This window comes from Oryzibacter oryziterrae (genome assembly GCF_021864535.1).
Taxonomy (GTDB): Bacteria; Pseudomonadota; Alphaproteobacteria; order Rhizobiales; family Pleomorphomonadaceae; genus Pleomorphomonas; species Pleomorphomonas oryziterrae.
In genome coordinates, this window is record NZ_JAKJIC010000004.1 from 161,827 (window position 1) to 179,094 (window position 17,268).

A 17,268-nucleotide genomic window follows, 5' to 3' on the forward strand; every position below is an offset into this window, starting at 1 on the left:
TCCCGCCCTGGGATCTGGCCGTTTCTCATGTGGAACTATTGAAGCGCGACCTCAGTCATCCATCTTGAGCGCGGCGATGAAGGCTTCCTGCGGAATCTCCACCTTGCCGAACTGCCGCATGCGCTTCTTGCCTTCCTTCTGCTTGTCCAGAAGCTTGCGCTTGCGTGTCACGTCGCCGCCGTAGCACTTGGCCAGCACGTCCTTGCGCAGGGCGCGCACCGTTTCGCGGGCGATGATCTTGCCGCCGATCGCCGCCTGGATCGGGATGACGAACATGTGCTGCGGGATCAGGTCCTTGAGCTTCTCGCACATGCCGCGCCCGCGCCGGTCGGCCTGGCTGCGGTGCACCAGCACCGACAGGGCATCCACCGGTTCGGAGTTGACCAGGATCTGCATCTTCACGAGGTCACCCTCGCGATAGTCGGTCAGCGTGTAGTCGAAGGAGGCATAGCCCTTGGAGATGGACTTCAGCCGATCATAGAAGTCGAACACCACCTCGTTGAGCGGCAGGTCATACTGCACCATGGCGCGCGCGCCGACGTAGCTCAGATTGACCTGCAGGCCGCGCCGCTCCTGGCAAAGCTTGAGGATCGGCCCGAGATACTCGTCCGGCGTCATGATATTGGCGCGGATCCAGGGCTCCTCGATCCGCTCGATCTTGGTCACTTCCGGCATGTCGGCCGGATTGTGCAGCTCGATCTCCGTGCCGTCGGTCAGCGCCATCTTGTAGACCACCGACGGCGCCGTGGCGATCAGGTCGAGATTGAACTCGCGTTCGAGCCGTTCCTGGATGATTTCCAGATGCAGCAGGCCGAGGAAGCCGCAGCGGAAGCCGAAGCCGAGGGCGGCGGAGGTCTCCATCTCATAGGAGAAGCTGGCGTCGTTGAGGCGCAGCTTGCCCACTGCCGAGCGCAGATCCTCGAAGTTGGCCGCGTCCACCGGGAACAGGCCGCAGAACACCACCGGCTGGGCCGGACGGAAGCCCGGCAGCGGTTCGGCGCAGGGACGTCGATCGTCGGTGATGGTGTCACCGACGGCCGTGTCGGCCACTTCCTTGATCGACGCGGTGATCACGCCGACTTCACCGGTCTTCAGCTCGTCGCACAGCACGAGCTTGGGCGACATGTAGCCGACGCGCTCGATGTCATAGACTGCGCCCGTCCGCATCATCTTGACGCGCTGGCCCTTTTTCAGGGTACCGTCGATGATGCGCACCAGCACCATGACGCCGAGATAGGCGTCATACCAGCTGTCCACCAGCATGGCCTTGAGCGGCGCATCCGGATCGCCCTTGGGCGGCGGCAGGCGCGTGACGATGGCCTCGAGAACGCCCTCGATGTTGAGGCCGGTCTTGGCGGAGATGCGCACCGCTTCCGAAGCGTCGATGCCGATCACGTCCTCGATCTGCTGCTGGATGCGCTCGGGCTCGGCGGCCGGCAGATCCACCTTGTTGAGAATGGGGACGATCTCGTGATTGTTGTCGATGGCCTGATAGACATTGGCAAGCGTCTGCGCTTCGACGCCCTGCGAGGCGTCGACCACCAGGAGCGAGCCCTCGCAGGCCGCCAGCGACCGGCTGACCTCATAAGCGAAGTCCACGTGTCCCGGCGTGTCCATCAGATTGAGCGTATAGGTCTCGCCATCCTGAGCCTGATAGGCGAGGCGCACGGTCTGCGCCTTGATGGTGATTCCGCGCTCGCGCTCGATATCCATGGAATCGAGGATCTGCTCCTTCATGTCACGTGCCGCCACCGCGCCCGTCGTCTGGATCAGACGATCGGCGAGCGTCGATTTGCCGTGGTCGATGTGAGCGATGATCGCGAAGTTGCGAATATGGGAAAGGGGCTGGTTCGTCATGGGGCGCTAGATATCATCGCCAGCGACAACCGCCAAGCAGGCATGCGGGCGCAAGACGCGGTTTTGGCGGAAAAATAAGGGTGCGGCCTGGCGTCTCGCAGGAATTGTCGGGGATATGGGCTTTCGTGCCTGCGGTCTGCCGACCGGGGTGGCCATGCCGGCGCCTGGGGCGGAGTGAGTGGTTCTACTTAGCGCAATTATTTAGTCCAAGTGGCGAAGGAATAGGTATAATTCAGAACTTAAGCATATTATGCATTTCACAGGCGCGTCGTCGTCAAGGCTGCGCCGCAATTGCGCTCCAAGGGAGCGTGAAGCCCTTGCACTGCTTTCGACGCTGCGCAATGGTGAACAAGATGAACTGATTGTGCGGCTCTCGTTTTGAGGCTGCACCACACCAGATTGGTCGTATGACCAATTCGGCCAGCAGTGCGGCCCTCGCGGGCCTCATGGCGATATCCACGGGCGTCAGGTGGGCAGACCGAGCCACGCGGATAAACGCGCTCCGACCCGAGAGGGTAACAGACGAGCCGCTGCATGACCTATCGAACCTGATGCATTTTCCGGCTCACGGCCGGCCCCCATGACGGGAGCAATGCATCGCAATGCCGGCGAAGGGAATACCGGCCTTCGGCTGGCGTAATAGACGTGAAGGGGTTGCCGGGGGTAGATATGCCGCTTTCCAACAAATTGGCCGCACTGGCGTTGGCCATATCAGACGCTTCTATTTCAACATCCGACGATCTCGCGCCCACCGCGATCGCCGCCCTCATTTCCATCAAGAACAGCGAGCCGCTCTCCATCGGTGACATCGCGACCGTGACGGGGCTGACGCACTCCGCCGCCGTTCGTCTTGTCGACCGGCTGGAAAAGGATTGGCTTGTCCGTCGCCAGCGCCGCGTGGGCCGGGAAGTACTGGTCGAGATCACGACCAGAGGTCGCCGCCGTGCGCAACAACTTCAGGAAGCGCGCGAAAGCGCCGCAAAAACCTTCCTGTCGGCGCTTGAGCAGCGGGAACAGGATCAACTGGCTGAACTGATCGACAAGGTCATTCACCAGAAGGCCCATGAAGGGCTCAACGTGCTGCGCTTTTGCCGCATGTGCAAGGTCGGTCAGTGCAACTGCGGCCTGCATCAGGATGAAGCACCGGCCACTGACCACGCGTGAGAGGAACTGCAGGCTCGCCGCGTCCCGGCGAGCCTCAGGGCTTGCGATAGGTCCATACGCGCGCCGGCGGCAGGTTCATCAGAATCCAGTCGCTGACTTCGAGCGACCACGCGCCATCCTTGGCCGGAACCGGCGGCACCAGCGCGTAGGAAAACTGCACGAAGGGCCGGCCCGACGGCAGAATGTCCATGGCCTGGCCAATCAGGTCCTGCCGGTTGAGCGGCGGCCGCGTGAACAGCGGCAGGCTGGAGACCACAGCCGAGACCTCGGTAATCCCATGCAGATGCAAGGTCGTCTTGAGACTGTAGGCGTCGCCGACGATCACGTTGACGCCATGGAAGCGGCTGCGGATATGGGTGGCGAAGTCCGGATTATACTCGATGGCGACCAGCTTCTCCGGCGGCACACCATGCTTGAGCAGCGCGGCCGTCACCGAACCGGTGCCCGGTCCCAGTTCAACCACCACTCCGGGCCAGGCCGGATCGATACCGGCGGCCATGGCACGCGCCAGCGCCCGACCCGACGGGCTGACCGCGCCGGTGGTCAGCGGCTTGGAAGCCCAGGTCTTCAGGAATTTCAGGTCTTCGGCATATGCGCTCTTGAGACGGCGGGCTTCGGCGAGGGCCTCGTCACGGAACCGATGAACAAACATGGCCACTCCCAAACGCTTGACGGAACGTTGAACTGTTAATCAAAGGTATACGCAAGCGGGCACAGAATTCAATGTGCCCATGGCGGGATTAAGGCAGCATGGTTATGATCACGGGAAAACTCAGTGGAGCGGTGGCCCTCTTCGCAGACAGCGAGCCGAGCGGCGTGGCCTATCGCGACATCGTCGCAGTGCCCGATCTCGGCCTGCGCCTCTCCGTTCGCCAACTCGCCTCCGGCACCTATCGACGCCTGGTCATCGACCAGGCGACCGTGATTCTCGTCACATCCGGCACCAAGCAACTCGGTCTTGATGACGAAACCTTGGTCCTGGAAGCCGGCGATGTGGCGCTGATAGCGCCCGGTGCCTGTCTCACCGTCACCAATCTGACGGCGCCGCGCGGTGGCTATGCCGCCGAAGTCCTGTCGCTCGAAGCCGAAGTTGTCGCGGCCTATGCCGAGGCACCCACGGGCCGCGAGCTGCCGCTGGCCTTGCGCCACGCTCCGGCAGACGGCTTTGCCGAAGCCTTCCTGCGGGCGCGGGCCGAGCTTGCCAACGACGCCCTGCCTCTGGCCGTCCGGCGACATATGCTGGGCGAGGTCCTGCTTCGCCTGGGCAGTGCGGCGACGGTTCTGCAGCGCCGCAGCCGCGAGGAAGCGCTGGAGATGCGCATCCGTCGTCTCGTGGCCACCGACGTCGCGCGTGACTGGTCGGCGGCCGACATGGCCCGCGCGCTGGCGGTCAGCGAAGCCACCATGCGCCGGCGCCTCGGGGCGATCGGTACCACGCTCACGGAAATCGTCACCGACGTGCGCATGTCCTTTGCCTTGACGCTGCTGCAATCCACCGATCGCTCCGTCACCACCATCGCCTTCGACGTGGGTTACGCCTCGCCCTCGCGCTTTGCCGCCCGCTTCCGGGCGCGCTTCGGTGCCGCACCGCTGGATTTGCGCGGTGGGCGGTTTGAGCGGATCGGCACCGATCCTGAGCGGCTTGAGCCGGCCGCGGCGGAGTGAACCTCTTAGGATCTCCCTGTTCCGGCCCACCTCAGGGCCTGCAAGGGAGATTTGAATGCGTCTTTCTCTATCCGCCCTCACGGCTGTTGCACTGATGGCCGGTGCCGGCCTGGCCCAGGCTGCCGATTTCACCCTGACCAGCCCTGATATCGCCGAGGGCAAGGTTCTCTCCGTGGCGCAGGTCGCCCACGGCTTCGGTTGTTCGGGGGAGGGCAAGTCGCCGGCGTTGAGCTGGTCCGGCGCCCCCGAGGGCACGAAGAGCTTCGTCGTCACCGCCTATGATCCGGATGCACCGACGGGGTCGGGCTTCTGGCACTGGGTGATGTTCAACATCCCCGCGTCCGTCACCAGCCTGCCCGGGGGCATTACGCCCGATGCCGGCGCCCCTGCGGGGGCCGTGCAGAGCAAGGCCGATGCCGGCTATCCCGCCTTCGTCGGTGCCTGCCCGCCGCCGGGCCAGACCCATCGCTACATCTTCACGGTTACCGCGCTCAAGGCGGACAAGCTCGACCTCGACCAGAACGCCTCCGGCGCCATGGTCGGCTTCATGGCTGGCATGAACGCGCTCGGCAAGGCCAGCATCACCGCCACCTACGGCCAGTGATCGTCAGCGCGTGAACCAAAAGCGAAGGGCCGGCGTCTGCGAGGCGCCGGCCCTTTCCTGTCTTCAGTCAGCTCGGCGGTCAGTTGCCGAGATTGTCCCAGAAATCCTTCACCCGGGCAAAGAAGCCTTCGGATTCCGGATTGTTGTTGGCGCCCGACGATTCGCGCTCGAACTCTTCCAGCAACTCGCGCTGCCGGCGGGTGAGGTTCTGCGGCGTCTCGACGATGATGTTGATATACATGTCGCCCTGGTCGCGCGAGCGCAGCACCGGCATGCCCTTCTGGCGAAGGCGGAACTGCTTGCCGGTCTGCGAGCCGTCGGGCACGCGCACCTTGGTCTTGCCGCCGTCGATGGTCGGCACCTCGAACTCGCCGCCCAGCGCCGCCGTCGTCATGGAAATCGGCACGCGGCAATAGAGATCGGCGCCTTCCCGCTGGAAGAAGGTATGCGGCTTCAGCGAAATGAAGATGTAGAGATCGCCCGACGGACCGCCGCGCGTGCCCGCCTCGCCCTCGCCGGACAGGCGGATGCGAGTCCCATCCTCGATGCCGGCAGGAATGTTGACCGAGAGCGTCCGCTCCTGGTTGGTCCGCCCCGTGCCGCCGCAATTGTCGCAAGGATGCGCAATGGTCTCGCCGCGACCGCCGCAGGTCATGCAGGTCCGCTCGATGGTGAAGAAGCCCTGGCTTGCCCGCACCTTGCCCGATCCGCCGCAGGTCCGACAGGTGGCCGGCTGGGTGCCGGGCTTGGCACCCGAGCCCGAACACTTGGTGCAGGTGATCGAGGTGGGAACGCGGATCTCCACCGTCTTGCCCGCATAGGCTTCCTCAAGCGTGACGTCGAGATTGTAGCGCAGGTCGGCGCCGCGCTCGCGACCACCGGAGCGTCCGCCGCCGCCACCGCGCCGACCGCCACCCATGAACTCGCCGAAGATGTCATCGAAGATGTCCGACATGGACGCGCCGCCGAAGCCACCGCCGCCGAAACCGCCACCCCCGCCGCCATTTTCAAAGGCGGCATGGCCGAAGCGGTCATAGGCCGCCTTCTTCTGCGGATCCTTCAGGACCTCATAGGCCTCGTTGACTTCCTTGAACTTGGCCTCCGACGTGGCATCACCCGGATTCTTGTCCGGATGCAGCTGCATGGCGAGCTTGCGAAAGGCGCTTTTGAGCGCCTTCTCGTCCGCGTCGCGGGAGACACCAAGAACTTCGTAATAGTCGCGTTTGGCCATGTGTTACCTGACTGAACCTGATCCGCGCGACAATGGCGGAAAAAGAGAGGCATGCAAATACTGAAAAAGCTCCCCCGACGGGGCCGGGAGAGCTTTGAGTGCGCAAGAAGACGATCAACCGTTCTTCTTGTCGTCCTTGACTTCCTCGAAGTCGGCGTCGAGCACGTCGTCACCTTCGGTGCCCGGCTTGGCGCCTTCGGCCTGCTGCGAGGCATACATGGCTTCGCCGAGCTTCATGGCCGCCTGGGCCAGAGCGTTGGTCTTGGCCTTGATGTCCTCGGCGTCGTTCGAATCGATCACCGCCTTGAGGTCGGTGATGGCGCTCTCGATCACCGACTTGTCGGAGGCCGAGACCTTGTCGCCATAGTCGGCCAGCGACTTTTCGGTCGAGTGGATCAGCGACTCGGCGTGGTTCTTGGCTTCCACCGCCTCGCGGCGCGCCTTGTCGGCGGCAGCATTGGCTTCGGCGTCCTTCACCATCTTGTCGATGTCGGCATCACTGAGGCCACCCGAGGCCTGGATGCGGATCTGCTGTTCCTTGCCCGTGCCCTTGTCCTTGGCCGAAACCTGGACGATGCCGTTGGCGTCGATGTCGAAGGTCACTTCGATCTGCGGCACGCCGCGCGGCGCCGGCGGCAGGCCGACGAGATCGAACTGGCCGAGCATCTTGTTGTCGGCGGCCATTTCGCGTTCGCCCTGGAACACGCGGATGGTCACGGCCGACTGGCTGTCCTCGGCGGTCGAGAACACCTGGCTCTTCTTGGTCGGGATCGTGGTGTTGCGGTCGATCAGGCGGGTGAACACGCCGCCCAGCGTCTCGATGCCCAGCGACAGCGGGGTAACATCGAGCAGCAGCACGTCCTTGACTTCACCGGCCAGCACGCCGGCCTGGATGGCGGCGCCGATGGCCACCACTTCGTCCGGGTTCACGCCCTTGTGCGGCTCGCGGCCGAAGAACTGCTTCACGATCTCCTGGATCTTCGGCATGCGCGTCATGCCGCCGACCAGCACCACTTCGTCGATCTGACCGGCGTTGAGGCCGGCGTCCTTGAGAGCGGCCTTGCACGGATCGATGGTCTTCTGCACCAGATCGTCCACCAGCGCCTCGAACTTGGCGCGGGTGAGCTTCAGCGCCAGATGCTTCGGGCCCTTGGCGTCGGCGGTGATGAAGGGCAGGTTGATCTCGGTCTGCGAGGAGCTCGACAGTTCGATCTTGGCCTTTTCGGCCGCTTCCTTGAGGCGCTGCAGGGCGAGCTTGTCGCCGCGCAGGTCGATGCCCTGTTCCTTCTTGAACTCGTCGGCCAGATAGCTGACCAGACGCATGTCGAAGTCTTCACCGCCGAGGAAGGTGTCGCCGTTGGTGGACTTCACTTCGAACACGCCGTCGCCGATCTCGAGGATCGAGATGTCGAAGGTGCCGCCGCCGAGGTCGTAGACGGCGATGGTCTTGGAATGGTCCGACTTGTCGAGGCCATAGGCGAGCGCGGCCGCCGTCGGCTCGTTGATGATGCGCAGCACTTCAAGGCCGGCGATCTTGCCCGCGTCCTTGGTGGCCTGACGCTGGGCGTCGTTGAAATAGGCGGGAACGGTGATGACGGCCTGCGTCACGGTCTGGCCGAGATAGGCCTCGGCGGTTTCCTTCATCTTGATGAGCGTGAAGGCCGAGATCTGCGAGGGCGAATACTTCTTGCCTTCGCTCGCCACCCAGGCGTCGCCATTGTCACCCTTGACGATGGAATAGGGGACCAGCTTCTTGTCCTTCTCCACCATCGGATCGTCGAACCGGCGGCCGATGAGGCGCTTCACGGCGAAGATGGTGTTCTCGGGATTGGTGACGGCCTGGCGCTTGGCCGGCTGGCCGACGAGGCGCTCGTCACCATCGGCAAAGGCGACGATCGACGGGGTCGTGCGCGCGCCTTCGGAGTTCTCGATCACCTTTGCATTCTTGCCATCCATGATGGCGACGCAAGAGTTGGTCGTGCCGAGGTCAATTCCAATTACCTTGCCCATGTCTCTCTCCATCGAGGCAGACTGTCCGAACCCTCCCTGAGAGGCATTCGGCTGATGCCGTCAGCCGGCCAGTCCCCGTAATGTCCTGTGATTTTGCGAGACCGATGTCCCGAATTCCGCCGGTATATAGGTGCCGCGCTTTCACAGCGCAAGACTTTCGCAGCTTATCGTGAGGGCAGAATGCGGGAAATCCCGCTTCGGCCGGTCTCGCCTCGTCCGCTTGTGCCTGAAGCTGCGGCCAAAGCCGGTTCGCTCTCTGGTGGCGTTCACCGAAAAGATACCGCAATTGCGAATACCATCAGCCCCTTACCCCCTGCGTTAACCCTTGTCGGCTAGCTTTTGCCTGCCAGACGGCGCGGGACGGTTGTCCTGCGACGGACACATGTCGAGTTGGCCACCGGCCATATGTAGCGGACGTGAAACCATGCAGACGGAAATGCCGAACGCGGAGCGCACCGGGGTGCTCGCACCCCTCAAGAAACTTTCGGTGGTCGTGCCGACCTTCAACGAGCGCAAGAACATTGCTCGCCTGGTCGCAGCCGTCGGCGACGTGCTCGGTGATCTGCCTTGGGAAATGATCGTGGTCGACGATGACAGCCCCGACGGCACCTATGAAGAGGTTCGACGCCTTGCCATGGGCGATCCGCGTGTGCGCTGCATCCGTCGTGTCGGTCGCAAGGGCCTGTCGTCGGCCGTCGTCGAGGGCGCCATGGCCGCCAGCGCCCCTGTGATCGCCGTCATGGATGCCGATTTCCAGCATGATGAAACCATCCTGCGCAAGATGTACGACAGCCTGCTGGACGAGGATGCCGAGCTGGTGGTTGCCACCCGCTATAGCGAAGGCGGCACCGTCGGCGACTGGAACGCTGCCCGCGCCGGCATGAGCTCCTTTGCCACCTGGGCCGGCCAGTTCCTCGCCGGTCACCAGACCTCCGATCCCATGAGCGGCTTCTTCATGCTGCGCCGCTCGCTGTTCGACGAGGTCGTCCACAATCTGTCGCAGGAAGGCTACAAGATCCTTCTCGACATCATCGCTTCCGCCGGCCGCCCCCTGCGCGTCGCCGAAGTGCCCTATACCTTCCGCAACCGCCTGGAGGGTGAGAGCAAGATCTCCCCGATGGTGATCGCGCAATATGCCTTCCTCCTGGTCGAGAAGCTGTCCAAGGACATGGTTCCGGCCCGCTTCGTGCTCTTCTGCCTGGTCGGCGGTCTCGGCCTGATCGTCCACATGCTGGCGCTCGGCATCTGGGAGCGAACGGGTCTCGCCTTCGTCGACGCGCAGATCGCCGCCACCGGCGTCGCCATGCTGTTCAACTTCATGCTCAACAACGAGTTCACCTATCGGGAACGTCGCCTCAAGGGTTCGGCGCGCCTCAAGGGTGGCGTCGTCTTCGGTCTCGTCTGCTCCATCGGTGCGCTGGCCAATCTCGGCGTTGCCGAAATGGCCCTCAATGCCACCGACAATTGGGTTCTTGCCGGCGTATCCGGTGCCCTGATGGGCGGCGTGTTCAACTTCGCAGTGTCCGACAATGTCGTCTGGCTGCGCAAGCGTCGCCGGGCCAAGCTCGTCGAGCCGGCCGTCAACGGCGCCGTGCCTGCCTGATTTCAAGAGATTGCCGACGGGGCAAGACCATATGTCATCGCTGAATTCGGCTTCTTCATCGGCAGCCCCGACGCTTCGCTCGTCGGGGCTGCCGGCTTTTGTCCTGGCCGTCCTCGCCGTCGCCTTCTATGTCACGCGCCCCACCAAGGACGACATCAGCTGGCTGATCGTCACCGCTGAGGCTCTCTGGGACGGCAAGCGCCTCTACGTCGACATCATCGAGACCAACCCGCCGCTGTCGGTGCTGCTCTATCTGCCCGCCGTCGCCCTTGAGCGGCTGTTCGGCCTTCGGGCGGAAATCGGCACCATCCTCATGACGGCGCTGATCGGATGGGGCGTGACCTCTGCCGCAACGCGGCGCCTCGCCGCCGCGGGGCTTCTCGCATCGCCTCTCGCCTTCGAGCTGGCCGCCGCCGTCATCTTCATCTGGTTGCCGCTCGGCGCCTTCGGCCAGAAGGACCATGTGGCGGCCATGATTGCCTTGCCCTTCCTGTGCGATCTCGCCGTCATGGCGGAGGGCCACCGCAAGGGCGAACGCCGTATTCCCTGGGTCTGGACCGGCGTCCTCGCCGGCCTTGCCGTGGCGATCAAGCCGCAATTTGGTCTGGCGGTGGCGCTGCCGTCCCTCGTGCTCTGCCTGGTCGACCGCAACTGGCGCCTCCTGATCAATCGCGCCTCGATCGCCGCCGGCTGCACCTTCGTCGCCTTCCAGGCCATGGTCTACGCGTTCTTTCCCGCCTTCTTCCACGATGTCCTGCCCATGCTGCTGGGCCTCTACGCCCCCATGCGCCAGGACCTGAAGACGCTCGTCATCGCCGACATGGGGATGATGGTCCCCATCCTGCTCGTCATCGCCGGGCTGGCCCTCGGACGCGGCAGCCGCCAGCCGCTGCCGATCGCGCTGATGCTCGCCGCTGTCGGCTTCTTCGCCGCCTTCCTCATCCAGGGCAAGGGCTGGCCCTATCAGCTCTACCCGGCTCTGGCCTATGCCTTCCTGCCCGGCCTCGGCCTCGCCTTGCCGGCGCTCTGGCGTCTGGACCGCCCGAGGTCCCGCACCGTCGGCCTGACGGTCGCTCTGGCCCTGATCCTCGGCGCCCGCTGGATGACGCTGACCTGGATCGACTATTCCGACCTCACCGCCGCCATCCGCGCCACCGGCATCGCCACCCCCCGGATCCTCAACATCGCGGCGTCGCACGGCATCGGGCATCCCTCCACCCGTGACGCGGGCGGCATCTGGGTCGGCACCTTGATGAGCCGGCTGATCTCCGTGCAGGTGATGAACACCCGCTCAAGCCGCCCGCCGGAACAGCGCGATGATGCCCTTCTCGATCATTGGGAGGCCTATGATCGCGCCTCGTTGCGCTCCGACCTTGCGACACGCGCGCCGGACATGCTCCTGATCGAGCGCGGTCCGGATTTCGATTGGCTCGCCTGGGCCCGGCAGGATGCTGAGACGGCTCGCCTGCTCGACGGTTTCGTCTTCGCGTCCCGCGTCCCCGATCATGAAGCCGACGGGTTTGTCGAACTCTTCGTACGCAAGGCCGACAAACCTGCCGGCTGATCCTCAAGATTTCCGTGTGCTTTCCGTGCTAATATCCCGTCACCGAACAGAAGCCGGACCGTCACGCAGCTGTCATTGCACCGACATGTAGCTGCCGAAATACCCTGTCACATTGCGTTTACCGAACACGACTGGCAAGGTGAGAAAGCCGCATGTCCCTGATCCAGACTTCCGCTACCGCTCTGACGCAAGCCTTTGCGCCGATGAAGCGCTCCAGGATGAAGGAGCCGCTCGGTCGCATCGGCGCACTGGAAGTGCGTCTTGCCGTCTCCAAGTCCGAGATCCGCGCGGCCCAGGCTCTGCGTTACAAGGTCTTCTATGAGGAGATGGGCGCCATCGCCGACGCCAAGACGCTTCTGCGCCGGCGCGACAAGGACGGTTTCGACAAGTATTGCGATCATCTGCTGGTGCTCGACCATGACGAGATCGAGATCCGCCCCTTCCGCAAGGCGCGCCCGCGCATCGTCGGCACCTATCGCCTGCTGCGCCAGGAAGTGGCCGAGGCGCACAAGGGCTTCTACACCGCCGGCGAGTTCGACATCGCCCCCATGCTGGAGCGTCACCACGGTTTCAACTTTCTGGAACTCGGACGCTCCTGCGTGCTGAAGCCCTATCGCACCAAGCGCACCGTCGAACTACTCTGGCACGGCATCTGGGCCTATGCGCTCAAGCATGGCGTCGACGCCATGATGGGCTGCGCGTCCTTCGAGGGCACCGATCTTGATCGTCTGGCCCTGCCGCTGTCCTTCCTGCACCACCACGCGCCGGCTCCGTCGGAATGGCTGGTGGAAGCGCTCCCCGAGCGGGCTGCGTCGATGAACCGCCTGCCGATCGAGGCGGTGGACATGAAGAAGGCGCTCGCCGAAATGCCGCCGCTCATCAAGGGCTATCTGCGCCTTGGCGCCATGATCGGCCGCGGGGCTGTGGTCGACCATCAATTCGGCACCACCGACGTGCTGATCGTGCTGCCGGTGGATCGCATTTCCGACCGCTACGTCAAGCACTACGGCGCCGATGCGGGCCGTTACGCCGCCTGACCGGGTCCCGCAGGCGCAAAGACGAGCCGTGAGTAGCCGAAGTAATTGGTGAACATGGCAACGCCGGACCCGAAGGCCACGCCGATCACCGGCTGCAAGCCGGGGATCAGGTAGATGGCTGCGGCATAGACGGCGTAATTGAGGGCTATGGACGCGAGCGACACGGCGAGATAGGCCGCGCGCTCCCGGCCGCGGCGCGCGTCCGACGCCCCGGTCTTGAACGTGAAGCGCCGGTTCAGCGCATAGGTCACGGCAATGGCCGCAGCCACGGCCAGAACGCGGGCGAGATACGGGCTCAGCCCCAGATAGACCAACGCTTCGGTGATCCCGGCATCGACAACGAAACCGGTGCCGCCGACGGTGGCAAAGCGAATGATGCGGCCGAGCGACATCACGACGCCTGTCGGATCTCGGCTGGCCGGTCTTCGTCCCGCCGCGCCAGCTTGGCAATGGCTCTCAGCGCGGCAATGTCCACGTCGAGATCCTCCTCGACCCTGTCCTGGCCGCGCCGGTCGAGTGCCGGTACATTGAGGAACAGGATGCGCTTGTGCTCGACGCGCGAGCGCGCCAGGCTGTCGAGCACCAGGCCGATGGTGCCGAACAGCGCGGAGATGATCATCAGGCCCATGGAGAGCACGGCGGTGGGCAGACGCGGCACCAGACCGGTCTCCACATAGGTGATCAGCAGCGGGATCGACAGCAGCACGGCGGCACTGGCGAACAGGCCAGCCAGCGCGCCATAGAACACCGACGGTCGCGTTTCCTTCAGCAGCATCATGAACATCATCAGGATGCGGAAGCCGTCGCGGAAGGTGCGCAGCTTGGAGGCCGAGCCCTCGACGCGCCGGCCATAGTCCAGGGGAATCTCGATGATCGGAATGCGCAGCTGGCTCGCATGCACGCTCATCTCCGTCTCGATCTCGAAGCCGGTGGAGACGGCGGGGAAGCTCTTGACGAAGCGGCGCGTGAAGGCGCGATAGCCCGAGAAGATGTCGGAAAAGTCCGGCCCGAACAGGCCGCGATAGAGACGGTTGAACAGGAGATTGCCGACGGCATGGCCCTTGCGCCCGGCGTCCTGCGTCACGTCGCGCCGCGTGCCCACCGCCATGTCGACGCGCTCGGTAACCAGGGCCCGGATCAGATCGACCGCATCGGCCGGGTCATAGGTGCCGTCGCCGTCCGCCATCACATAGACGTCCGCATCGATGTCGGCGAACATGCGCCGCACCACATTGCCCTTGCCCTGTCGCGTCTCGCGGATCACCTCGGCGCCGGCGCGCCTTGCTTCGACGGCGGTCATGTCCTTGGAATTATTGTCGAAGACCACGATTCGGGCGCCCGGCAGCGCGGCGGCGAAGCCTTGCACCACCTTGGCGATGGTGGCCCCCTCGTTGTAGCAGGGCAGCACGACGGCAATGTCGAGGCCCGGGAAGGGCGAGGAGGATTGGGACGCGAGGGACATGGAACGAGACGCCTCTTGTACACGGAATTATTCACGCATTTCAGCGAATGCGCCGCATGTCCTTTACCTTTTCTCCATCCTGTTAAGGCCAAGCTAATGCCGCCCTTGAGACCGCATAGTGCTGCGTTCTGATTACGGTCTTGGTCAATGAATTCGAAACAACCCGCCCTGCCTCAAGCCTTCGAAATTGCGCGTCCCCATGTGCCCCCGGCGTTTCTGGTCGCGCTGGTGGTGATTGGCTATGCCATTCTGCTGGCCGTTCCCGCCTGGCTTGCCAGCGTGCACGATGGCTGGAGCGATCCCGATGCCATGATGCGCATGACCGAGGTGCGGGAGCTTCTGGCCGGGCAGGGCTGGTACAACATGAACGAGGCGCGGCTGATGCCGCCGCTCGGCATGATCTCCCATTGGTCGCGCTACATCGACGCGCCGCTGGCCGGCATGATTCTCGCGCTCGAGCCCTTTGTCGGTCGCAGCCAGGCCGAGCTCCTGACGCTGAACCTCTGGCCGCCTTTCCTGTTCCTGCCCTTCGCTGCCGGCGTGATCGCCGTGGCGCGCCGCTTCGGCGGCTGGACCGCCGCCGGCTGTGCCCTGCTGCTCACGGCGCTGTCGCCGCAGGTGACGGCACTGTTCAAGCCGGGCGATATCGATCATCACAATGTGCAGGCGATCCTGCTGGTCTGGTTGCTCGCCGGTCTCGTGCGGGCTGACCTGTCGCTTCGCTGGGCAGCTTTCGCTGGTGCCATGGCCGCCAGCAGCCTTGCCATCGGCATGGAAACGCTGCTGGCCGTGGTCCTGGCCGCCGGAGGTCTTGCCATCGCCTGGGTGCACAATGGCGACCGTTGGCGCCGCGCCCTCGCCACTTTCGGCCTCAGCCTGGCTGTGGTCACCACGGTGCATTTCTTCGCCAACGTCGGCCCGGATCGCTGGCTGGCCGGCGCCTGCGATAATCTGTCGATCGTCTATGTGATGCTGGCAGGCCTAGGCGGCTTTGGCACCGCCGTGATCGGTCTGGTGTTCCGTGGCCGCAATGACGGCGTGCCCGGCATGCTCATGCGCGGCGGCGCGCTGGCGAGCCTTGCCTGCCTGCTGATAACCTTGACCGCCGTCTTCTACCCCGCCTGCCTGCACGGCCCCTATGGTCAGGTCGATCCGCGCCTCGGTCCCATCTGGCTCGATCACGTGTCGGAGGCGCAGAGCATCGCCCAGACGCTGGTCAACCAGCCCTGGCTGATCCCGCCGCTCTATCTGACGATCTTCCTTGCGATCCTCTTCAGCCTCAACGCCCTGCGCCGCATGCCGGGCGAAGAACGCTATGCCTATGGCATCGTGCTCTCCATCGTCGTCGGCTCGCTGGCCATCGGCCTCATCCAGTTGCGCGCGCTGGTGGGCGCACAGGTGGTCGCGTCGGCCTCGGTGGGGGTCGCTGCCTCGCTTGTCTTTTCGCGAACAGCCGGCCGCAACGACAGCAGCGCCGTTCTCTCCCGCTGGAGCTGGCTGCTGACGGCGCCCATGCTGTGGTATATCGCGGTCATCCCCCTCGAAAAGCTCATGAACAAGACGAGCCCCGGTGCGGTCGACCAGGCCGAAGCCAGCTGCCAGGCCGTGATGGGCACCGCGCTGGAAACCCTGCCCAAGGGCTTGGTAGTCTCCACCTCCAACTTCGGCTCATTCCTGCTCTACCGCACCGAACACGCCGTCCTCTCGGCCCCCTATCACCGGGATGCCGCCGGTATCCTGGCCGCGCAGGCGATCTTCGCCTCGCCCGATGGCGCGGCGGAGACGGCGAGCGTCGGCGGTACCTATCTGGCCGTCTGCTTGTCCGATCCGGAGCTGACGATGATTGCCAAGGACAGCCCCAGCAGCCTCGCGGCCTCCCTGATCGCCGGCAAGGCACCGGCCTGGCTCGAACCGCTGACGGTGGCGGACGGCACTGCCGTCTATCGCGTGCGCGGTGCCGCCGCAGGCTCTGCCGACGTCACGGGCTCACTCCCCGCCCTCGGCCTGCGCGACAGCCTGTTCGATTGACCGAAGCCTTCTGGTTAATCGAGCGTTAATGCGGATCGGCGCAAGATGCGCCCGAGCTGCCGTCGATCGGGTTGACCCGATCCGCTCGGCGATGGCTCCCGTATCGCTGCAAAGGCCCATCGATCATGCATGCCCCCATTCGCGCCGCCCTCCTTGCCCTCGCCATGCTGGTGACGGCCGGGCCGACGGAAGCCGGTGATCGCCCGGCCAAGGAAATCTTCGGCGCACTCGACAAGCCCGTTCCGCTCGCCGCCCGCTCCATCGGCACCTATGCCAAGGGCTGCCTCGCCGGTGCCGTGGCACTGCCGATCAACGGCCCGACCTGGCAGGTGATGCGCCTCAGCCGCAATCGAAACTGGGGCAATCCCTATCTGGTGAACTTCCTGGAAAAGCTGGCCAACAAGGCGCCCGCGGTCGGCTGGAACGGCCTTCTGGTCGGCGATATGGCCCAGCCGCGCGGCGGCCCGATGCTGACCGGTCACGCCAGCCACCAGATCGGCCTCGACGCCGACATCTGGCTGACGCAGATGCCTCCCCGCACGCTCTCCGCCGACGAGCGCGAGAAACTCAGCGCCGTCTCCATGCTGGCGCCCGACACGCTGACCGTCGATCCCGCCAAGTTCACACCCGCCCAGTTCAACATCATCAAGCTGGCGGCGCAGCAGCCCGAGGTCGAGCGCATCTTCGTCAATCGCGCCATCAAGAAGGCGCTCTGTGAAGAAGCCACCGGCAATCGCGCCTGGCTCACCAAGGTGCGTCCCTGGTGGGGCCACGACTTTCACTTCCACGTGCGCATTGCCTGCCCGAAGGATTCGCCCAACTGCCGCGAGCAGGATCCGCCTCCCAAGGGGGATGGCTGCGGCGCCGAACTTCAGAGCTGGTACGCACCGCCGCCCAAGCCGACGAAGCCGGTGAAGCCCACGCCTCCGCCGCCCCCCATCACGCTGAAGGACCTGCCGCCCGAGTGCAGCCAGGTCGCCTTGATGCCGTGAGCGGGCCGAGCATCTGAACATGAAACGGGGGCCACTTGGGCCCCCGATCTG

14 protein-coding genes are annotated in these 17,268 nt (G+C 64.7%); 8 read left to right on the plus strand and 6 right to left on the minus strand.

Features of this window, described 5'->3' with window-relative positions; genetic code table 11:
• Nucleotides 1–51 precede the first annotated feature (51 nt).
• The gene (gene lepA / locus L2I41_RS06540; RefSeq protein WP_237152713.1) at nucleotides 52–1,857 is read right to left on the minus strand and encodes a translation elongation factor 4; all 1,806 of its coding nucleotides are present in this window, start codon (nucleotides 1,855–1,857) and stop codon (nucleotides 52–54) included.
• 669 nt (nucleotides 1,858–2,526) lie between these two features.
• On the opposite strand from lepA, the gene L2I41_RS06545 reads away from it, so the two are divergent.
• Nucleotides 2,527–3,021, plus strand: coding sequence for a MarR family winged helix-turn-helix transcriptional regulator (locus L2I41_RS06545; protein WP_237152714.1), 495 nt, complete (start codon nucleotides 2,527–2,529; stop codon nucleotides 3,019–3,021).
• 34 nt (nucleotides 3,022–3,055) lie between these two features.
• On the opposite strand, the gene L2I41_RS06550 is transcribed toward L2I41_RS06545, so the two are convergent.
• Nucleotides 3,056–3,673 (minus strand): class I SAM-dependent methyltransferase, encoded by a 618-nt coding sequence (locus tag L2I41_RS06550; RefSeq protein WP_237152715.1) that lies wholly within the window; start codon nucleotides 3,671–3,673, stop codon nucleotides 3,056–3,058.
• 98 nt (nucleotides 3,674–3,771) lie between these two features.
• Here L2I41_RS06550 and L2I41_RS06555 point away from each other — a divergent pair, with 98 nt between their 5' ends.
• Both L2I41_RS06555 and L2I41_RS06560 read left to right on the plus strand, forming a co-directional pair.
• Nucleotides 3,772–4,686 carry a helix-turn-helix transcriptional regulator gene (locus L2I41_RS06555; RefSeq protein WP_237152716.1) on the plus strand — a complete coding sequence of 305 codons (915 nt, stop codon included), beginning with the start codon at nucleotides 3,772–3,774 and terminating at the stop codon, nucleotides 4,684–4,686.
• Between the two features lie 55 nt (nucleotides 4,687–4,741).
• Nucleotides 4,742–5,290 (plus strand): YbhB/YbcL family Raf kinase inhibitor-like protein, encoded by a 549-nt coding sequence (locus tag L2I41_RS06560; RefSeq protein ID WP_237152717.1) that lies wholly within the window; start codon nucleotides 4,742–4,744, stop codon nucleotides 5,288–5,290.
• A gap of 79 nt (nucleotides 5,291–5,369) precedes the next feature.
• On the opposite strand, the gene dnaJ is transcribed toward L2I41_RS06560, so the two are convergent.
• Complete coding sequence (gene dnaJ, locus L2I41_RS06565; RefSeq protein ID WP_237152718.1) at nucleotides 5,370–6,521, minus strand: molecular chaperone DnaJ; 1,152 nt, start codon at nucleotides 6,519–6,521, stop codon at nucleotides 5,370–5,372.
• Between the two features lie 114 nt (nucleotides 6,522–6,635).
• Nucleotides 6,636–8,531: a molecular chaperone DnaK gene (dnaK, locus tag L2I41_RS06570; RefSeq protein WP_237152719.1), complete on the minus strand. Its 1,896-nt coding sequence runs from the start codon at nucleotides 8,529–8,531 to the stop codon at nucleotides 6,636–6,638.
• Nucleotides 8,532–8,955: 424 nt separating this feature from the next.
• On the opposite strand from dnaK, the gene L2I41_RS06575 reads away from it, so the two are divergent.
• The 3 genes from L2I41_RS06575 to olsB all read left to right on the plus strand — a co-directional run bounded on the left by L2I41_RS06575 (nucleotide 8,956) and on the right by olsB (nucleotide 12,735).
• Nucleotides 8,956–10,134 carry a glycosyltransferase gene (locus tag L2I41_RS06575; RefSeq protein WP_237152720.1) on the plus strand — a complete coding sequence of 393 codons (1,179 nt, stop codon included), beginning with the start codon at nucleotides 8,956–8,958 and terminating at the stop codon, nucleotides 10,132–10,134.
• A 31-nt stretch (nucleotides 10,135–10,165) separates the two neighbouring features.
• Entirely contained in the window at nucleotides 10,166–11,698 is a 1,533-nt protein-coding gene (locus L2I41_RS06580; protein ID WP_237152721.1) for a hypothetical protein, read from the plus strand.
• 203 nt (nucleotides 11,699–11,901) lie between these two features.
• On the plus strand, nucleotides 11,902–12,735 hold the full coding sequence (olsB, locus tag L2I41_RS06585) for a l-ornithine N(alpha)-acyltransferase (RefSeq protein ID WP_237152803.1): 834 nt from the start codon (nucleotides 11,902–11,904) through the stop codon (nucleotides 12,733–12,735).
• Here olsB and L2I41_RS06590 read toward each other — a convergent pair.
• Together L2I41_RS06590 and L2I41_RS06595 are read right to left on the minus strand one after the other, a co-directional pair.
• A complete protein-coding gene (locus L2I41_RS06590; protein WP_237152722.1) occupies nucleotides 12,723–13,127 on the minus strand; it encodes a GtrA family protein in 405 nt (134 codons plus the stop codon). The two genes, olsB and L2I41_RS06590, sit on opposite strands and share 13 nt — an antisense overlap.
• Entirely contained in the window at nucleotides 13,127–14,197 is a 1,071-nt protein-coding gene (locus L2I41_RS06595; RefSeq protein WP_237152723.1) for a glycosyltransferase, read from the minus strand. Before L2I41_RS06595 ends, L2I41_RS06590 begins: the two co-directional genes overlap by 1 nt.
• Nucleotides 14,198–14,344: 147 nt before the next feature.
• On the opposite strand from L2I41_RS06595, the gene L2I41_RS06600 reads away from it, so the two are divergent.
• Nucleotides 14,345–16,225 (plus strand): hypothetical protein, encoded by a 1,881-nt coding sequence (locus tag L2I41_RS06600; RefSeq protein ID WP_237152724.1) that lies wholly within the window; start codon nucleotides 14,345–14,347, stop codon nucleotides 16,223–16,225.
• A 125-nt stretch (nucleotides 16,226–16,350) separates the two neighbouring features.
• Complete coding sequence (gene mepA, locus L2I41_RS06605; RefSeq protein WP_237152725.1) at nucleotides 16,351–17,217, plus strand: penicillin-insensitive murein endopeptidase; 867 nt, start codon at nucleotides 16,351–16,353, stop codon at nucleotides 17,215–17,217.
• Nucleotides 17,218–17,268: the final 51 nt, after the last annotated feature.